Source organism: Trueperaceae bacterium, from assembly GCA_036381035.1.
In the GTDB taxonomy this organism is placed as follows: domain Bacteria; phylum Deinococcota; class Deinococci; order Deinococcales; family Trueperaceae; genus DASRWD01.
Genome location: DASVDQ010000065.1, coordinates 19,775 through 33,676, shown reverse-complemented (window position 1 = coordinate 33,676; position 13,902 = coordinate 19,775). Strand labels below are relative to the sequence as shown.

The 13,902-nt window shown below is 70.4% G+C and carries 10 protein-coding genes; 1 reads left to right on the top strand and 9 read right to left on the bottom strand.

Annotated elements, in window-relative coordinates; all coding sequences use genetic code 11:
* Window positions 1-10 precede the first annotated feature (10 nt).
* Together VF202_07765 and VF202_07760 are read right to left on the bottom strand one after the other, a co-directional pair.
* Window positions 11-1,597 (bottom strand): ABC transporter substrate-binding protein, encoded by a 1,587-nt coding sequence (locus tag VF202_07765; GenBank protein HEX7039989.1) that lies wholly within the window; start codon window positions 1,595-1,597, stop codon window positions 11-13.
* Between the two features lie 155 nt (window positions 1,598-1,752).
* Window positions 1,753-3,144 carry an amidohydrolase family protein gene (locus tag VF202_07760; protein ID HEX7039988.1) on the bottom strand — a complete coding sequence of 464 codons (1,392 nt, stop codon included), beginning with the start codon at window positions 3,142-3,144 and terminating at the stop codon, window positions 1,753-1,755.
* 192 nt (window positions 3,145-3,336) lie between these two features.
* Between VF202_07760 and VF202_07755 the strand changes: the two genes are divergently transcribed.
* Entirely contained in the window at window positions 3,337-4,389 is a 1,053-nt protein-coding gene (locus VF202_07755; GenBank protein HEX7039987.1) for a membrane dipeptidase, read from the top strand.
* Window positions 4,390-4,601: 212 nt separating this feature from the next.
* On the opposite strand, the gene VF202_07750 is transcribed toward VF202_07755, so the two are convergent.
* The 7 genes from VF202_07750 to VF202_07720 form a co-directional block, all read right to left on the bottom strand.
* Window positions 4,602-6,314, bottom strand: a complete 1,713-nt coding sequence (locus VF202_07750) for a hypothetical protein (protein ID HEX7039986.1) — start codon at window positions 6,312-6,314, stop codon at window positions 4,602-4,604.
* 114 nt (window positions 6,315-6,428) lie between these two features.
* A complete protein-coding gene (locus tag VF202_07745) occupies window positions 6,429-7,595 on the bottom strand; it encodes a M20/M25/M40 family metallo-hydrolase (protein HEX7039985.1) in 1,167 nt (388 codons plus the stop codon).
* Window positions 7,592-9,472, bottom strand: a complete 1,881-nt coding sequence (locus tag VF202_07740) for an adenine deaminase C-terminal domain-containing protein (protein ID HEX7039984.1) — start codon at window positions 9,470-9,472, stop codon at window positions 7,592-7,594. The genes VF202_07745 and VF202_07740 overlap by 4 nt, the downstream gene beginning before the upstream one ends.
* Before the next feature lie 11 nt (window positions 9,473-9,483).
* Window positions 9,484-10,242, bottom strand: coding sequence for a nucleoside phosphorylase (locus VF202_07735; protein ID HEX7039983.1), 759 nt, complete (start codon window positions 10,240-10,242; stop codon window positions 9,484-9,486).
* A complete protein-coding gene (locus VF202_07730) occupies window positions 10,239-11,129 on the bottom strand; it encodes an ABC transporter permease (protein HEX7039982.1) in 891 nt (296 codons plus the stop codon). Before VF202_07730 ends, VF202_07735 begins: the two co-directional genes overlap by 4 nt.
* On the bottom strand, window positions 11,129-12,121 hold the full coding sequence (locus tag VF202_07725; protein ID HEX7039981.1) for an ABC transporter permease: 993 nt from the start codon (window positions 12,119-12,121) through the stop codon (window positions 11,129-11,131). Before VF202_07725 ends, VF202_07730 begins: the two co-directional genes overlap by 1 nt.
* A gap of 69 nt (window positions 12,122-12,190) precedes the next feature.
* Window positions 12,191-13,753 (bottom strand): ABC transporter substrate-binding protein, encoded by a 1,563-nt coding sequence (locus VF202_07720; GenBank protein ID HEX7039980.1) that lies wholly within the window; start codon window positions 13,751-13,753, stop codon window positions 12,191-12,193.
* Window positions 13,754-13,902: the final 149 nt, after the last annotated feature.

The following is a 13,902-nucleotide window of genomic DNA, read 5'->3' as shown; positions in this document are numbered from 1 at the left end:
TAGATCTCTCTCAGTTCCCCATGTCCGCTGGGAAGTGCAAGTTGCCCTCGGCGTCCCAGGTGTAGCCGGCCTCTTCGAGGATGGCGCGCGCCTTCTCGGGGTCGAACGTGAACTGCTCGAGCTCCGTGTTCGCCCACGCGCTGTTGCCGGGGGTGATGAGGCCGGTGTTCCAGTTCGAACCGTCGCCGGCGAGGAGCGTGTCGACGATGTAGTCGTACCGGATCATGTATGCGACCGCGCGCCTGAAGGCCACGTCGCTGGTGGGAGGCCTGCGGAAGTTGAAGGCCATGTACCGCGCGCTGATGTCCACGGGCCGACTGATCGCCAGGAACGGGAAGTTCTCGGCCTCCTTGGCCTGGTCAGGCAGGACCGGCCGCGAGGTGATGTCGGCGTTCTGCGTTCGCATCGCCACGAAGGCGGCGTCGTTGTCGGCGTAGGCGATGTGCCTGATGCCGTCGATCTTCGGCGGCGCGAAGTAGTCCTTCACGGCCGAGACGTAGATCTCTTCTCCAAGGCGCCAGTGCTCGTACTTGAACGGACCGCTGCCGATCATCAGCTCGGGATGTTCGATCACGCTCAGGGTGTGGGGCTCAGCGACGTTCTCCCAGATGTGCTTGGGAAGGATGAACGCCTGGCCGAGCACTACGGTGAGGAACGAAGCTGATGGAGCGTTCAGGGTGAACTTCACGCTGCGCTCGTCGAGGGCCTCTACCGACGCGATCTGGCGCAGCGGACCGTCGAGGCGGGGCTGCCCCTTCTCCTTGTAGTAGTCGAAGGTGAACACGACGTCTTCCGCCGTCAGGGGGACGCCGTCGTGCCACTTGAGGTCGTCTCTCAGGGTCATCACGAACGTCTGGGGATCGGGGCTCTGGATATCGGTGACCATCCAGGGCACCGTCTCGCCCTGAGGGTTGATGCGGACCAAGGTATCGAAGATCTGCTGGAGGATCTCGAGCTCACCCAGGCTCGACTGGACCACGTTCAGCGAGCCCGGCTCACCGACGTTCGCGACCCGCAGGACGCGCTGATCTGTGAGGGGTTCGAGCTCGATGGCGTTCCAGAAGTTGAACGCGCCCGTGCCGTACATGGGCACGAAGTTCGTGAAGAGGTCCTTGTTGTACAAGCCGACGATCTGGATCGCGTACAGGTTCAGGGCGCCGACGTCCTCGTACATGACGCGTTGCGCGTCGTAGACGAGCTGCCGGCGTCTCTCGACATCGAGCTCGGTCTTCTGAGCATCGATCAGCGCATCGAACTCTGGGCTGTTGTATCCCCACTGGTTCGTCCCGCCGTCGTAGATGTTGCGCGAGTGGAACCGGCCGAGCGTCTCGTCGGGATCCACGGTCCAAGGTCTCGCCGCAAGACCCGTGATGGAGAAGGAGAAGGCGTAGTCGGTCTCGGACCTGTAGTACGGCTCCTTGGCCTCCGACTCGAGGGTGAGGTGCCGGACATCGACGCCGAGGTAACGCTTCATGTCGTTCACGAACATCTCGCCGATCTCGTACCGGACGGGGTCCGCGGAGAGGGTCCAGCCTATGAGCAGGAGCTCGGGGACCTTCTCGCCCGCCGCCGGAGCCTGCGCCTGCGCTTGGCCCATCGCCACGGTCGCGAGAAGACCCCATGCGATCGCGAGGGTGCGCAAGGGCCTACGCTGTTGTCTTGCTGCCATTCGCCTACCTCCTAGGTCGTTCCGTCGAGAACTCGGGAGCTTGGTGTTCAGCGACACCAAGGGAGTGGTCCGGGTCTCTGAGCTCACAGCGGTGCCGGCGCCCGCCATGTGTGACGGGCCTTGACGATGCGGACGATGCGTTCGGGGTCACATAGGACGTCGATGTCAGCGCTCGGATCGCCATCCACGAGGAGAAGGTCGGTTGCCAGACCGGGGCGCACCGCCCCCAGCAGATGGCCGAGCCCCATCGCCTCTGCCGCTCGCGAGGTGCCGGCCGCGATCGCCTCTACCGTGCTCAGTCCGGCCTCGTGTAGGGCCTTGATCTCTTCCGCATTGCGACCGACCAGCGGCAGTGTCGAATAGTCCGTGCCAGCCGCGATACGCACGCCCTTGGCTATCGCTGCCCCCACGAAGTCCAGCTTGCCCATGTACCGGCGAGCTGCGCGTTCCTTCATCTCGGGCGTGAACGTCGGGCGGTGTTGCACCTTGCTCGCGAAGGCGAGGGTCGGCACGAAGAGCGTTCCCTTCTCGACCATGAGGTCGAGCAGCTCTTCTCCGTCCTCGTCCAGGCAGTCGGGGCCGTGCTCGATCGTGTCGATGCCGGCCCTGACAGCGTTGATCGCTCCCTCCGTGCCGGTCGCATGCGCGGACGCCAGTGTCCGGTGCCTGTGAGCCTCGTCCGCCATCACCTTCAGCTCCTCGAAGGTGTAGTTGGGGATGTTCATCCTGTCCTGCGGGCTCGTGTTCAGGCCTTGCGTCGCATAGAGCTTCACGAAGTCGGCACCCTCGCCGAAGTTGCGCCGCACCGCCACGCGGCAGCCGTCGATCCCGTCGGCGAAAGCGCTGCGGGGGAGTCGCTGTTCCACGAGGTCCAACGGCCAGCCCGGGTTGATGCCGTGTCCGCCGCTCTGCGAGAACGCCCACCCGCAGTGGCGGATGGTCGGCCCGACGAGGAACCCCTCCCCCATGGCCTGCTTGAGCGCGTCCACGACTGCAGGCCGCCCATGCCCCATGCTCTTGACAGCGGTGAACCCGGCGTTGAGGAGGATCAGGCCATCGCGGGCAGCGCGCAGGACCCTGATGTCATCGTTCGCTTCGAGCTCCCGCTTGGCCGGGTCCTTGGGTCTGCCCGTGAAGTGGAAGTGGGCATCGATCATGCCCGGCATGAGCGTTAGGCCCCTGCCGTCCAGCACCGTCGCACCTGGCTCGGCGTCGCCGGAGAGGCTCGAGTCTGGCCCAACGCGCTCGATGACCCCGCCCTTGGCCAGTAGGGACATCCCGTCCCTCGGCTCCGAACCGAGCCCGTCGATCAACCGCACACCGTGGACGATGAGAACCTCACCCGGCTCGCAGATCGTCAGCCTGGGCCTCAAGGACTCGTGCAGCGCTAACAGATCGTCGATGACACCGACCTCCACTCCGACGCGGGCACGGCCGCTCGCCGTGCCGCCCGTGGGCTCCTGCGTTGGCCGCATGGGCCGGACCTATAACCGTGCGATCGGCTGACGCCTCGCACGTGCCGCGCGCACAGAGACGGGGTTCGCGCCTCTTTGACCTGCGGTTCGTATGAGTGTAGCATAACGCTCAGACAGCTACAACCGGCCCGGCACCGGCAGCGACCGGAACAGGCGCCGGCGCCCTCCCCAGAGGGCAGCATTGGAGGAGCCGTGCCGACGCAAGAGCTGCGAGAGAACAAGGGCTTTCACCCGATCCTCGAACGCGACCATCCGTATGTGTTCATCGACGGGTGTATGCAGGCCTGGCCCGATGCCGACTTCGCGAACGCTCACCGCCACGGGGCGACGTGTTATTCCGTCACGGCCTGGCGCGTGCACGACGACTTCGAGGACGCGGTCGAAGGCCTCATGTTCTGGCACTTGGTGGTGCGCCAGAACCCGAACCTCCGGCTAGCGTTGTCGGCTCAGGACATAGTCACCGCGAAGGAGACCGGTGGGGCCGCACTGCTCATGCACGCCCAGGGCGGTGAGTGGATCGGCGCCAAGCTGCACCGCATCGAGGCCATGGTGAGGCTCGGCCTGCGCATGATGCTGCCCGCCTACAACCGCATGAACCACATCTGCGACGGCTGCCTCGAACGCAGTGATAACGGGCTGACCGCGTTCGGCAAGCAGGTCGTCGCTGAGGCCAATCGGCTGGGCCTGCTGCTCGACGGCTCGCACGTCGGCCGCCGGTCGACCCTGGAGATGATCGACCTCAGCTCACAGCCGATCGTCTTCAGCCACTCGAACGTCCGAGCGCTCGTGGACTCGCCCAGGAACATCACGGACGAGCAGATCCTCGCCTGCACCGCCCGAGGCGGGGTCATCGGGCTAGCTCCGTTCGGACCGTTCTGTTTGAAGCAGGGCCAGACGACATGGCCCACGCTCTCCGACTTCATCGACCACGTGGACTACGTTGTGCAACTGACGGGGTCCACCGACACCGTGGGGATAGGCACCGATATGAGCCTAGGCACCTATCCGTATCACACGACGGATCCCTGGGGCGAACCGGACTACGTGCAGGTCGGGAAGGACTATGCGAGACACGTCTGCGGAGACGTCCGTTCGCCTATGCGCGCGCTGGCGGACTTCAACACCTATAGCCAGGTCTGGAACCTCATTGACGCCCTCGCCGCACGCGGCTACGACGACCAACAGATCGGCGGTTTCCTAGGCGGCAATTTCTTGAGAGTCTTCGGACAGGTGTGGCCCAGTTGACTAGTCCCATCCCGGTCCCGTCGTCACGTGCCGCCAGGTGAAGCGCCGGCGGCTCAGTCTGAACACCGCCAAACTCTTCGACGCGGGCTACACTCCAACTCCACGACCGACAAGGACCGTGACCCAGTCTGCCCGACCCGGGGGACCTGTGAGGTCACAAGCGAGTGCGGCGGGGTCGATGCCCCGCCACACTAATGCACTTTGTGCCACCCTCACGGCACCATGTCCGCGCCGACCGCGCAGCACGGGTCGAAGGTGAACTCCCGGTCCCCCGCCTCCACCACCTGGCCGTCCGCGGTGGGGGCACCGCCCACGAAGTTCATGAGCGAGGCGACCGCCGACCAGAGCTCCAGCATCCCCGCGAGCGCGTCGTCGACGCTGCCGTCTTGCGTGCTCACGACTCCCCAGCGGTAGGCGCCCCAGGGCTTGGGCAGACCGAGCCCGAGCTCGCTCGGGTCGGGCAGCGTGACGACGTCCTCCGTCGTAGTCACCGCGAAGACCGGTCCGCCGAAGGTCGTGGGGGCCCAGTAGAAGGTCTTGGCCTGCCCGGTGAGCCCCGCCACCTCGAACTCCGTCTCGAGCGTGACGTCGAAGGCCCCGTGCTCGGGCCTGACCAGTCCGGGCGCGTCGGGCAGCACCACCTCGCCGGCGTCGAGCCCGGCGGCCGTGAGCCAGACCCTGCTGCTGGTGAAGGGCGTGTACTCGTACCCGGCCACTGCCAGGTCGTACTCCCAGTCCTCCCCGGGCAGGGCGGGCACGGGCATGGCCAACGGCCCCGTCGACCCGGCGGCCGAGATCGTGATCGACAGCTTGTCGCTGAAGCGCACGGCGGCGACGGCTTCTACGACGGCAGGCGGGGTGGGGCCGCTCCACGGCGAGATCCTCCCCGTCAGCGACCTCGTCTCGACCGCGTCGAAGCCCAGCGCCTTGGACAAGTCGTCACCGTCGGCTACGTCGACCTCGAACGTGTCGTAGCCGCGGAAGTCGATGACGGTATCGCCCACCACGTGAGCCAGGAACGCATGGACCCGCACCTTCTGCGGCGCCGGCGAGAGCCACGTCGCTTCGATCTCGTAGGCGGTCTCGCCCGAGCGGACGTAGCTGCACCCGAAGACGACGATCGCGGTGCCCTCGACGCACGCGTACACCTCCTCGTCCGCGGCCAACGCGCCCCCGCCCGCCACGTCCCCGGAGATCCTCGCGCTGCTCGCGAGGTCGGGGGCCTCGAAGTCCTGGAAGATCACGAGCTCCGGTGTAGGGGTGCTGAGGCCCTGGTACTCCTGCAGGACCTCCACGTCGCGTCTAGCGGCCATCAGGTCGTAGGGGACCGCCAGGTCGGCCAGGGTGAAGGTACCGTCGGCCCTCGTCACGTCGGTCGCGCCCTGGCTGCCGACAAGGACGTCCCGCAACGGCACGCCGTAGAGGTCGACGACGCGTCCCTCGACCGTGAGGCCGTCCACGTCGACGACGAGCTGGGCTGTGGCCTCGGCGGCGCCGTTCCCCGCGTCCGCGGACGCGGCCACGACCTGGACGTCGAACGTGCCGGCGCTGGCCTCGGCGGTGGTCGCGACGGTGAGGACGCTCTCCGTCTCGCCGGAGCCGAGCGTGTCCGGCGCGAACGTCGCGCTCACGCCGGGCGGCAGCGCGCCGGCCACGGAGAGGGTCACGTCGCCGGACGGCTGACCGGCGCGCGTGACCGTGACCTCGACGTCCGCCGCGGCCCCTCTCAGCAGGTTCACGGCGGCGCTCGCGAGCGTGACCGTCAGCGACGGCGGCTCGCCCTCCGGCGGGCCCTCCGGCGGACCTGCCGGCGGCTCCGGGACGGTCCCGCACGCCGCGAGGGCGAGCGTCAGCGCGGCGGCGAGCGCGCGCAGGGCGAGGGACCTCGGGCCCAGGGCGGTGACGGTTCTGGTGGCGTCGATCATGGGATGCCTCCCTTTCGACGCCGATGGTCGCTTCCGACCGTGTCAGCAGCGTTTCAATGCCGGTCGCTCCACAGGGGGCAGGCCCGTCCGAGAGGTCGCCTGGCCCGGCTCCGCTCAGCCGCTCAGGAGCGCGTCCTCGACCCAGAGGACGACCCGCGCCAGGTCCGCGGCGTCGATCCACTCGGCCACCGAGTGGATGTCGTGCATGCCCAGGCCGACGTTCACCGTCGGCACGCCCTTCTGGTTGAACACGTTCGTGTCCGAGCCGCCTATCGACCTCACCAACCGCGGCGAGAGGCGGTGCCGGGCGGCGACGGAGACCAGGCGACGGACGGGCTCGGCGGACTCGTCCAGCTCGTAGCCGTCGTAGAGCCGCCTGCGCTCCACGCTCACGCCGGCGCCGAGGGGCGCCGCGGCAGCTTCGGCACCGGCGACGATGCGCTCCACCAGCTCGTCGAGCCGCGCGCCGGTGAACGCCCTGGCCTCGGCGCGCAGCGTCACCTCGTCGGGGACGACGTTCGTGGCGCCTCCGCCCTCGATCCGACCCACGTTCGCCACCTGGTCCTCCGCCACGCGGCCCAGCGGGAAGGACCTCACGACCTCGGCCGCGGCCAGCACGGCGTGGACGCCTCGTTCCGGCTCGAGGGCGGCGTGGGCGCGACGGCCCCGCACGGCGATGGTCAGGTCCTCCTTGGCGACGGCGGCGGCGACCAGCTCGCCCACCGGCACCTCGCCGTCGAACGAGTAGCCGAAGTCGACGCCGAGGGAGCCGACGTCGAGGTGGTGCGCGCCCTCGAGGCCCAGCTCCTCGCACACGGTGATCGCGGCGACGAGCGTCGGCCTGCGCTCGGCGGGCAGGGCCGCCAGGCGGCGGAACAGCGTGAGCACGACGCTCACGCCGGCCTTGTCGTCGGCGCCGAGGACCTGCCGTCCCGTCGAGCGCACGACGCTGCCCTCGACCACGGCGCGCAGCGGCTCTCCCGGCACCAGGGGCACGGTGTCCATGTGCGCGGCCAGCAGCACGCGACACGGTCGGCCACCCGGCAGCTCGGCGACGAGGTTCCCGGCGTTGCCGCCCGTGGACGCGCCCGCGTCGTCCTCCGTGACGGCGGCGCCCAGGTCCCGGAAGCGTGCCGAGAGGAGGTCGGCCATGACCCGCTCGTCGCGGCTGGGGCTCGGGACCTCGCATAGGCTGGCCAGCAAGGAGGCGACCTCGGCGGTCAGCCGCTCCAGCTCGGCGGTGCCGGGGCCGTTGGCGCCCCGGGCAGCGGCGGGGCTCACGCCTCCGCCAGCGGCGGCAGCACCGCGCGCGCCTGCACGTCAACGACGCCCTTGTCGGTGAGCTTGAAGTCGGGGCTCACCGAGAGCGGCAGCAGGGTCAGCAGGAGGAGGGGGTTCGCGTGGCGCATGCCCGCCTCCACCAGGGCCCGCTCGATGGCGTCGAAGCGCCGGGCGACCTCGGGCACGGGGTCGTCGGAGAGGAGGCCGGCCAGGGGTAGGGGCAACGAGACGGGATCGGCGTCGCCCGCCGCGGCGAAGGCCATGCCGCCGCCGGCACCCAGCACCGCTCGCGTGGCCGCGAGCATCGCGTCGGGGTCGCGGCCGACGACGAAGAGGTTGTGGCTGTCGTGGGCGAACGTCGTGGCGAAGGCGCCGCGGCGCAGGCCCAGTCCGGCGACGAGCCCCACGACCGGCTGGCGCGCCGCCGCGCCCGGACGCAGCCGCGCGCGCGGCACCACCGTGGCGAGGGCGAGCTCCTCGTCGGTCGGCACGCCGTCCGCGACGTCGACGAGGCGCTCCTCGAGGGTCGTGAACGAGTTGCGCTCGTTCGCCACGATCACGCGCGCCCGGACGCGCCCGTGGACACGCAGCAGGAACCAGTCGCGGCGCGGGGCGTCGGCGTCGAAGGCCTGCGCGAGCCCGTCCGGCGTGGACGGCTCCGGCGACGGCGACGAGGGCACGACCGTCGCGCCCTCCTGAGCCACGAGCCTGCCGCCCACGTAGACGAGGCGCGGCGGGTAGGAGGCCGGGCCGTCGGTGACGACGAAGTCGGCGAGGGCGCCGGGCGCCACCAGGCCGAGGTCGGCGAGGCCGAGGTAGGTGGCCGGCCTGAGCGTGGCCGCGGCGATGGCGTCGAGCGGGTCCCAGCCGCGCTGCACGGCCAGGGAGACGATGCGGTCGAGGTGGCCCGACGTCAGGCGGTTCGGCATGACGTCGTCGGTGACGAGCAGGACGCGGCTGCGGTCGGGCAGGCTCATCACCGCGCGCACGACCTCCTCGGTCACCGACTTCTCCTGCACCATCACCCACTGGCCCTTCCGGAGCTGCTCGAGGAGCTTGGGCGCGGTCATCAGCGTGTGGTCGGAGCGGACGCCGAACGCCGCGTAGCGCGACAGCGCCGTGCCCGTCAGGGACGGGACGTGTCCCTCGACCGAGAGGCCGGCCGCGTGGGCCGCCGCGACCATCGCCTCCAGGTGGTCGTCGCCGGCGACGAGGCCCTGGAAGTCCATGACCTCGCCGAGCGCGAGCACGTCGGGCTCGTCGGCCAGCTCGGTGACCTCGGCGGGCGAGATCGAGGCGTTGGGCGTCTCGATGTCGGGCGACGTGGCGGGCACGCAGCTCGACACCGCCGAGAAGACGCGCAGCGGCAGGCCGCGCGAGGCCTCGACCATCCACCTGATGCCCGGCGCGCCGAGCACGTTCGCCACCTCGTGCGGGTCCTGCATTACGGCCGTCGTGCCGCGGGGCAGGGCGCCCTCGGCGAAGCGCCGCGGGGTGACGAGGCTGCTCTCGATGTGCATGTGGACGTCGATCATCCCCGGCTGCACGTGCGCCCCGCCCAGGTCGAGCTTCTCCGCCGCCTCCACCTCTCCGGGCGCGGGGCCGTCGCCCTCCTCGACCTCCACGAAGCGGCCGTCCAGGACCGTGAACCAGCCGCGGTAGACGGCCTGAGTGACGACGTCGACGACGTTGGCGCCGGTGACGAGCAGGTCGCGAGCCGGTCCGTGCGCATGCCGCCTGGAGAAGGTGCCAGCGTCGTGCCCGAAGCCCGGTCCGCGTGGAGCGTAGGTCCCGCGCGCGGCCGTGTACCCCTCCTCAGCCCCCGTCCCGCCCCGCGCCTCACCGACGCGAGCGGACCCGGTCCCTCCCGGCGCCACCCAGCCGCGCCTCATCGCGCCCCGTGCAGGCGGTCGACGGCGTCGATCGCGATGGCGATGGTCTGGCGCTCCACCTGCTGGTAGAGGCGCTCCTTCTCCTCGCGCGTCGGCTGGGGGTCGAGGAAGATGTTCGAGTCGGTGCCGAGGACCGCCCCCACCTTCACGCGGCGCAGCGCGCCCACCACGAACACGGTGGCGCACTCCTGCTCGGCGGCCACGACCCCGGCCTCCGTCAACAGCCGGTTGAGGCCGTCGTCGCGGCGGTAGAAGGCGTCGCGCGTGTAGGCGACGCCCTCGTACGCCCGCCTGCCGAGGACCTCCTCGGCGGACGCGCGCAGGGCCAGCGTCACGTCGAGGTCGGCGACGGCGGGGTACGGGAGCGGCATGTAGTCGAGCGACGTGCCGTCGCCGCGGTAGGCGGCCGTCACGACCACGACCGAGCCGATGGGGATGTCGGGCTGCCTGCCGCCCGCGGAGCCGACGCGGATGAAGTGCGTGGCGCCGATGCGCGCCAGCTCCTCGACGGCGATGGAGGCCGAGGGCCCGCCGATGCCCGTGGAGCAGACGCTTATCGGCGTTCCCCTCTCCGTCTCGCCGGTGAACAGGACGAACTCGCGGTTGCGCGCCACCTCGCGCGCGCCGGCGAACCGCTGCGCGATGCGCTCGGCCCGCCCCGGGTCGCCCGGGATCAGCACGTACGGCGCGACGTCGCCCGTCCTCGCCCGCACGTGCCTCTGGATGTCGTTCGTTGCAGCCACCGTGACGCTCACCTCACTCGCATCCTCGGGTCGTAGGCCTCGGTGAGCCCGTCGCCCAGGAGGTTGAAGCCCAGGACGGCCAGGGAGATGCCCAGGCCGGGGAACACGCTCATCCACCATGCCCGTCTGATGTAGTCCTGCGCGGCGTTGAGCAGCGCGCCCCACGACGGCTGGTTGGGGTCGCCGAGGCCGAAGAAGCCCAGGCTGGCCTCGAGCAGGATCGCCTGGGCGACGTCCAGCGACGTGACGACGAGGACGGGCGCCATCACGTTGGGCAGGATCTCGGAGAAGATCAGCTTGAGGTCGCGCATGCCGAGGGCCCGGCCGGCGTCGACGTACTGCATCGTCTTGTGGCTCAGGTACTGGCTGCGCACGAGCCGCGCCGTCTGCGGCCACGAGAGCACCCCGATCACGAGCACGAGGTTGAGGAGGCCCGACCCGAACAGCGCGACGACGATCAGCGCGAGGACGAAGCGCGGGATCACCTGGAAGAACTCGGTGAGGCGCATCAGCAGCTCGTCGACGCGGCCTCCCGCGTAGCCGGCGAACGCCCCGACGACCACCCCGATCACCGTGGCGGTGAGGGCGGCGGCGACGCCGACGATCAGGGACACGCGCGCGCCCCACAGCAGGTTCGAGAGCAGGTCGCGTCCCAGGTGGTCGGTGCCGAGCGGGTGGCTGCCGTCGACAAGCGGCAGCAGGAACGCGTCGCGCGAGGTCGTGAACGGGTCGTGCGGCGCCAGCAGCGGCGCCAGGACGGCCACGGCGACGAGCAGCGCCACGACGGTGAGCCCGAACAGGCCGCCGCGGTGGCGACGGAAGCGCCGCCAAGCCGCCCGCGCGCTGCCGGAGCCGCCGGCGGGTCGCGGCAGGCGTACGGCGGCCCCTCGCGCCGACATCAGTACCTCACCCGCGGGTCGAGGACCGAGTAGAGGACGTCGGTGACGAGGTTGACGACGATGACCGTGACGGAGACGAGCAGCAGGATCCCCAGCAGCACGGGGTAGTCGCGCGCGAAGATCGAGTCGTACATGAGGCGGCCGATGCCCGGCCAGCCGAACACGGTCTCCACCAGCGCAGAGCCGGCCACGATGAACCCGAAGTTGTAGCCGATCACGGTTACGACGGGCAGCGCCGCGGCCCGCAGCGCGTGCCGCCACAGGATCGTCCGCTCGGAGATGCCGCGGGCGCGCGCCGCGACGATGTACTGCGTGTTCATGACCTCGAGCAGGCTCGCTCGCGTCAGCCGAGTGGTGATGGCCATGTACCGGAACGACAGCGCCGCCATGGGCAGGAGCATGTGGCGGGCGTGGTCGAGCAGGGCGGCGAACCCCTCGTAGCTCTCCCTGACGCTGCGGAAGCCGCCGGCCGGCAGCCACTGCAGCCAGACGGCGAACACGAGGATCAGGATCTGCCCCAGCCAGAACTCCGGCACGGCGTAGCCGGCGAGCGCGAAGCCGGTGGCGGCCGCGTCGGTCACGGAGTGGGGACGCCTGGCCGCGAGCACGCCGAGGGCCAGGCCCACGGCGGAGGCGACGACGACAGTCGTGAGCATGAGGACGAGGGTGCGTCCCAGGCGCTCGAGCAGCAGCGTCGCCACCGGCTGGCGGTTCGCGAACGAGTAGCCGAGGTCGCCGCGCAGCACGCTGGCCACGTACCTCACGAGCTGCTCGGGCAGGGGCCTGTCGAGGCCGTACTGCTGTCTCACGCGCTCGACGTAGTCGGGGGGCGCCGGGTAGTCGCCCACCAGGGCCGTGACCGGGTCGCCGGGCGCCAGCGTCAGCAGCAGGAAGTTCACGACGACCACGCCAAGCACCAGCGGCACGGCGTTGAGCACGCGCCCCAGCACGTAGGACCAGACGCTCCTGCCTGCCTCGCTCGCGCCGCTCACGCTCCGCCTACCTCAACGAGCCGCGCCGGGGCCGAACCCCGGCGCGGCAGCTCTGCCAGCCTCGCCGCCTCAGCGGGCGAACCAGAGGAACTCGAGGCCGTCGCGCTGGTCGAGCAGCGTGCGCATGCCGCGCAGGTCGGCGGAGGCGGCCTCGGTGTTCAGCTCGTCGAACATCACGAGCACGGGCAGGTCCCTGGCGAGGACCTCCAACACCTGGTCGTAGACCTGGGCGCGGGCGTCCTGGTCGGCCAGGGCGCCGGCCTCGGCCAGCAGCTCGTCGACCTCGGGGTTCGAGTAGCCGGTGGCGTTCACGAACGGCGTGCCGGGCTCGGCCGAGAGGTAGATGCGGTGGTACCCGATCGCCGGGTCGCCGCCCGAGGTGAACGACTGCATGCTGAGGTCGTAGTCGCGGTTGTAGACGCGGTCGACCATCACGGCGCGCTCCGCCGGCTCCAGCAAGAGCGTGATGCCCACCTGCCTGAGCTGGTCGCGCATGATCTCGCCGGCGGACGCGAACGCGCTGCGCGCCGAGTCGTAGACGAACCGCAGCGTCAGGTCGCTCACGCCGGCCTCGGCGAGCAGCTCGCGCGCCCGCTCGGGGTCGTAGGGGTAGAGCGTGCGGTAGTCGGTCTCCTCGGAGTAGGCGTAGGCGAAGCCCGCCCCGAACGGACCGGACGCGGCCTGCCCCAGGCCGCCCTGCGCCTGCTCGACGATCTGCTCGATGTCGATGGCGTGCATCAGCGCCTGGCGCACGCGCGGGTCGGAGAGGCCCTCGGACTGGGTGTTGACGAACACGAAGTAGAGGGCCGGGATCGTGATGCCCTGCCAGGTCTGGACGTCGGGGTTCGCCTCGAGGCGCGGCAGGTCGGCTGGCGGCAGGTAGAAGCCCCACAGGAGGTCGGCCTCGCCCACCTCTATGGCCGTCGACCGGGCCACGTCCTGCGGCACGATGCGGAAGATGATGCGGTCGAGCAGCGCCCTCTCGTCCTCGCGGAAGTAGTCGTCGTTGCGGACGATCTCCACGCGCTCGCCTCGCACCCACTCCGAGAACCTGAACGGACCCGACCCGACGGGCTCGAAGTTCGCCGGGTTCGTCAGCGGGTCGGTGCCCTCGTAGACGTGGCGCGGGAGCACGGGAGCGTCGAAGACGGTGAGGAGGCTGATGAGCGGGGCGTACGGCTCGGAGAGCCTGATGACGACGGTCCGCTCGTCGGGCGTCTCGATCGCCGCGATGCGCTGGTAGGCGTTGAGGAAGCGCCCGTGGTTCGGTCCCTCGACCTCGTTCATGCTGTAGGCCACGTCGGCGCTCGTCACGGGCGTGCCGTCGTGGAACGTCGCCTCCCGCAGCGTGAACGTGTACACGAGGCCGTCGTCCGAGACCGTCCACGACTCGGCGAGGTCGCCCTCGGGACGCCCCTCGGCGTTCAGGCGCACGAGGCCGCTGTAGATGTTGGCGCCCACGGCACCGACCGGGTAGCTGGTGCTGATGCCGGGGTTCAGGTGCTCGGGGTCGGCCCCCAGCACGACGATCGCCGTCCCGCCCGCGACCGGCTCCTCCTGAGCCAGCGCCGCCGCGAGCGGCAGCAGCAGCGCGCAGGCCGCCAGGACCCGCCTCAACCTCCCGAAGTCCATCGTGGGCACCGTCCTTCCCTCCCCCGTCGCAACGACGAGCGATTCTAGCCCGACGCCGGGAGAGGCAAAGCCCGTACCGGGATGGGGCCGCGACGCCGAGAGCGCCCCAGGGTCGCGACGACGCGCCGCGCTCCAACGCTCCGTTGACA

Excerpts from the sequence above, each read along its gene's own strand:
- VF202_07760 (HEX7039988.1), bottom strand. The coding sequence starts at position 3,144 with ATGCGGCCAACGCAGGAGCCCACGGGCGGCACGGCGAGCGGCCGTGCC.
- VF202_07765 (HEX7039989.1), bottom strand. The coding sequence starts at position 1,597 with ATGGGCCAAGCGCAGGCGCAGGCTCCGGCGGCGGGCGAGAAGGTCCCC.
- VF202_07720 (HEX7039980.1), bottom strand. The coding sequence starts at position 13,753 with ATGGACTTCGGGAGGTTGAGGCGGGTCCTGGCGGCCTGCGCGCTGCTG.
- VF202_07730 (HEX7039982.1), bottom strand. The coding sequence starts at position 11,129 with ATGTCGGCGCGAGGGGCCGCCGTACGCCTGCCGCGACCCGCCGGCGGC.
- VF202_07750 (HEX7039986.1), bottom strand. The coding sequence starts at position 6,314 with ATGATCGACGCCACCAGAACCGTCACCGCCCTGGGCCCGAGGTCCCTC.